This window comes from Paracoccus sp. PAMC 22219 (assembly GCF_000787695.1).
In the GTDB taxonomy this organism is placed as follows: Bacteria; Pseudomonadota; Alphaproteobacteria; order Rhodobacterales; family Rhodobacteraceae; genus Paracoccus.
In genome coordinates, this window is the sequence record NZ_BBPH01000048.1 from 1 (window position 1) to 4,158 (window position 4,158).

The window sequence follows — 4,158 nt, forward strand, 5'->3', positions numbered from 1 at the left end:
TCAGCGGCTATGCTGACCGCAAGAACCGCCAAGGCAACCCGATGGACCCGCTGAACAACCGGATAGAGCTGATTTTACTCAGGTAGGCGCCGCGGTTAGCCTTATCTTAAGCGTTACGGGGCAGGGTACGGACAAGACCGAAATCAGAAGGGTGTCTGTCCATGTCCATCTCCTCTGCGATGAATGCCGGCGTGTCCGGCCTGGCCGCGAATTCGTCGCGGCTTGGCACCATCTCGGACAATATCGCGAACGCGTCGACCTTTGGCTACAAGCGGGTCGAGACCGAGTTCGAATCGATGATCGTGGGCCAAGGGGGCGGCTTGTACACCGCCGGGGGCGTGCGCACCTCGACGCAGCGGGTCGTGATGCAGGACGGCGCCATCGTCACAACCTCGCATCCTCTGGATCTGGCGATGACCGGGCGCGGCATGCTGCCGGTGACGACGCTGTCGGACGCCACCAGCGGTGAAGAACCCACCATGCTGATGACGCGTACGGGGTCGTTCCGGCCCGACGCCAACGGCATCCTGCGCACGCAAAGCGGGCTGGTGCTCATGGGCTGGCCGACTGCTGCCGACGGGTCGCTGCCACTGGTTCCCCGCGATACGCCGGGCGCTTTGCGTCCGATCGTGATCGAATCGAACCGTCCTGTCAGCGATCCGACCACGCGGGTCGAGATCGGGGCGAACCTGCCCGCGACGGAGACAGGCCCCGATGGTGTCGGTGGCGCAATTCCGGTCCGGGTCGAGTATTTCGGCAATTTGGGATCGGCCGAACGGCTTGAGATGACGTTCACCCCCGAGCAGACGAACCCGACGGGGCTGGCGAACAGCTGGGTCGTCGAGGTGCGCGACAGCGCTTCCGCCAATGCCGTGGTGTCCAGCTTTCGCGTGACCTTCGACGACAGCCAGGCCCTTGGCGGCAGTCTGGCGACCGTGACCCCCATCACCGGCGCGCCCTATGACGCAGCGACGGGCACGATCATGCTGGACGTCAACAATGGCGGAAGCGAGATCGAGCTGTTCATCGGCGCCCCCGGCGCCGCGACCGGTCTGAAGCAGCTGGCCGCGCCTTTCTCCCCATCCAACATCAGCCGCAACGGGTCTCCGGCAGGTCAGCTGGTCTCGGTCGAGATCGACGAGGTCGGGCGGGTCAATGCGACCTATGACACGGGCTTCGTCAAGACGCTGTACCAGGTTCCGGTCGTGGATGTGTCCAACCCCAATGGGTTGGAGGCGGTCGAGGGTCAGGCCTACAAGCCGTCGCGCGAATCGGGCAGTTTCTTTCTGTGGGACGCCGGCACCGGCCCCACCGGAGAGATCGCAGGCTATTCCCGCGAGGCGTCGACCACCGACATCGCCCAGGAGCTGACACACCTGATCACCACGCAGCGCGCCTATTCGTCGAATGCCAAGATCATCCAGACGGTCGACGAGATGCTGCAGGAAACCACCAACATCAAGCGCTGATCCGCCCCGCCGGGGGTCGGGTGAAGGAGGCCGGACATGAGCATTGCCAAGGCGATATCGAACGCGATGTCGGGACTGACCGCCACCGCGCGCGGGACCGAAGCGGTGGCGTCCAATATCGCCAACGTCATGACGCCCGGCTATGCCCGGCGCGACATGGTCGTGTCCGCACAACTGCAGGGCGGGGGCGTGCGCATCGACGGCATCACCCGGATCGTCAATTCCAGCCTGTTGTCCGAATCGCGTCTGGCCGCCTCGGCGGTGGGGGACGGTGCGGCACGCGCGTCGTTTCACCGGTCGATGGAAAAGGTCATCGGCCTTCCCGGAGAGACGCACTCCCTTTCCGGCGCGCTGACCGATTTCCAGTCGGCACTCAGCAGTGCGGCGACGCGGCCCGATGACGAGATCCGCCTGTCGCAGGTGGTCAGCACGGCCTCGGCCCTGGCGGACCGACTGAACGCGGCGTCGACCGCGGTGCAGGGCGCGCGCAGTACCGCTCAGCAGGGCATCGCGTCGGACGTGGCCACCGTGAACGCCTCGCTGGAGCGGGTGGCCTATCTGAACGCGCGCATCTCTGTCCTGGATGCGGACGGCAAGGATGCGACGCCGCTGATGGACGAACGCCAGCAGGTGATCGACCGCATCGCAAGCATCATTCCCATCCAGGAGGTCGCGCGCGATTCGGGCAAGGTCGCCCTGTTCAGCGCCGAGGGCGCGGTGCTGCTGGATGGCAGCGTGCCCGCACGGCTTGGCTTTTCGGGCGCCGACCAGGTGACCGCGGGCCAGGTCGTGGGTGCGCCACTGGAGCTGCTGACCCTGAACGGCACGCCTATCACCGCGGCGCAGATGCGCCTGTTCGGCGGCGGATCGCTGGCCGCGAACTTCCAGATCCGCGATCAACTGGCCCCGCAATTGCAGTCCGAACTGGACGACATGGCCTTTGACCTGCATCAGCGGATGGCCGATCCGACGGTCGATCCGACATTGGGTGCTGCGGATGCCGGGCTGTTCACCGATGGCGGCGCGCGCGCCACTGCGGCCGCGGTCGTGGGATTGGCGGGCCGGCTTACGCTGAATGCGACGGTCGACCCGGGGCAGGGGGGGCAGCTGTGGCGCCTGCGATCGGGCCTGCAGGCTGCCACGGGCGAACCGACGGGCCAATCCGCCATCCTTTCCGCGCTGGTCCAGGCGCTGGACGCCTCGCGTCCCGCGCAGGCGGGCAGCGGGTTCGAGGGGAACGGTACGATGACCACCCGGTTCGGCGCAGTCGAATCGCGGGTGTCGACCCGGCGGGTCGAGGCCGAGGCCGACCTGACCATCCGCAGCAGCCGCCAGTCGACCATCGCCTCCAGCCTGATGGCCGAGGGCGTGGACAGCGATGCCGAGATGCAGCGCCTGCTGCAATACGAACAGTCCTATGCCGCCAACGCCCGCGTGCTTGTCGCCGTGGACGAGATGATCAACCAGATCCTGAGGATGTAGCCGTGACCCTGAACAGTATCGGCGACCAAGCCCGTGCCTATGCGCTGCAGGTCGCCTCGAACCGGATCAAGACGACGCTGTCCACCCTGACCCAGGAGGTCGCGTCCGGGCAGGTCGCAGATGTCGGCCAGCGCGTCGGTGGCAACACCCGCGCCCTGAACGAGATCGAAAGCCGCATCCAGCTGGTCGGACAGTTGCGCCAGAACGGCAAGGATGCGGGCGTCCGGCTGCAGGCGGTGCAGGACATGTTCGACGCCGTCCGGCTGAGCACGACCGAGCTGGGCGTGGCTTTGGCCACCGACCCGTTCAACGACCAGGCCCTCCTGGGCACCCGGTCGACCGAGGTGGCCAATGCCTTCGAATCGGTCATCCAGCGGCTGAACGGCACGAACAGCAACCGATATCTGATGTCCGGAGAGGCGTCCGACGTGGTTCCCCTGTCTGATGCGACGACCATCCTGGACAGTCTGCAGGCCATCGTCGCGCCGATGACGACCGCCGCCGATATCGCGCAGGCGGTGTCGGACTGGTTCGATGCCCCTGCGGGGGGTGGCGGGTTTCTGGATATGGCTTATCACGGGACCTTGGGGCAGCCGCAGCGGATCGCCGTCGGCGACGGCGTCGCCGTCGAGATGCAGACCACCGGCGCGTCCGGCCCGGTGCGCGATCTGCTGAAGGGTCTGGCGACCGCCGCCATCCTGGATCGCGGCGTGCTGGCGGGCAACTTGGCCGAGCGCCGGGAACTGCTGGTCACCGGGGGCGCCCTGATGGTTGCCGCCGACAGCGCCGTTCTGGGAGAGATGGGGCGCGTGGGCCTTGCCCAGCAGACGGTTGAACGCGCGCAGGTCACCGGAACCTCGACCCTGAATACGCTGGAACGGGCGCGCAGCGACATCCGCAGCGCCGATCCGTTCGAGACGGCGGCCGCCCTGACCGAAGTGCAAAGCCAGCTGGAATCGCTCTATGCGGTCCAGGCGCGGCTTGCGAACCTCAAGCTGGTGGATTTCCTGCGATGAAGACAGTTCTGCAAGCGCTGATCCTGTGGATGGCCGTGGCGACCTCGGCCCTGGCCGTGCCGGTGCGGATCAAGGATCTGGCCGATTTCGACGGTGTGCGGGGCAACGACCTGGTCGGCTATGGCCTGGTGGTCGGTCTGGACGGATCGGGCGACGGCATGCGCAACGCCCCCTTTACCGAAGAGATGCTG

At 66.8% G+C, this 4,158-nt stretch carries 4 protein-coding genes; all 4 read left to right on the top strand.

The window, feature by feature from the left end; translation table 11 throughout:
* Positions 1 to 161: 161 nt before the first annotated feature.
* A complete protein-coding gene (locus TY51_RS06395; RefSeq protein WP_042247387.1) occupies positions 162 to 1,469 on the top strand; it encodes a flagellar hook protein FlgE in 1,308 nt (435 codons plus the stop codon).
* A gap of 36 nt (positions 1,470 to 1,505) precedes the next feature.
* Positions 1,506 to 2,951, top strand: a complete 1,446-nt coding sequence (gene flgK / locus TY51_RS06400; protein WP_042247390.1) for a flagellar hook-associated protein FlgK — start codon at positions 1,506 to 1,508, stop codon at positions 2,949 to 2,951.
* Between the two features lie 2 nt (positions 2,952 to 2,953).
* Complete coding sequence (locus TY51_RS06405; RefSeq protein ID WP_042247392.1) at positions 2,954 to 3,967, top strand: hypothetical protein; 1,014 nt, start codon at positions 2,954 to 2,956, stop codon at positions 3,965 to 3,967.
* On the top strand, positions 3,964 to 4,158 hold a 195-nt coding region (locus tag TY51_RS06410; RefSeq protein WP_042247395.1), incomplete at its 3' end, for a flagellar basal body P-ring protein FlgI. The genes TY51_RS06405 and TY51_RS06410, both read left to right, overlap by 4 nt.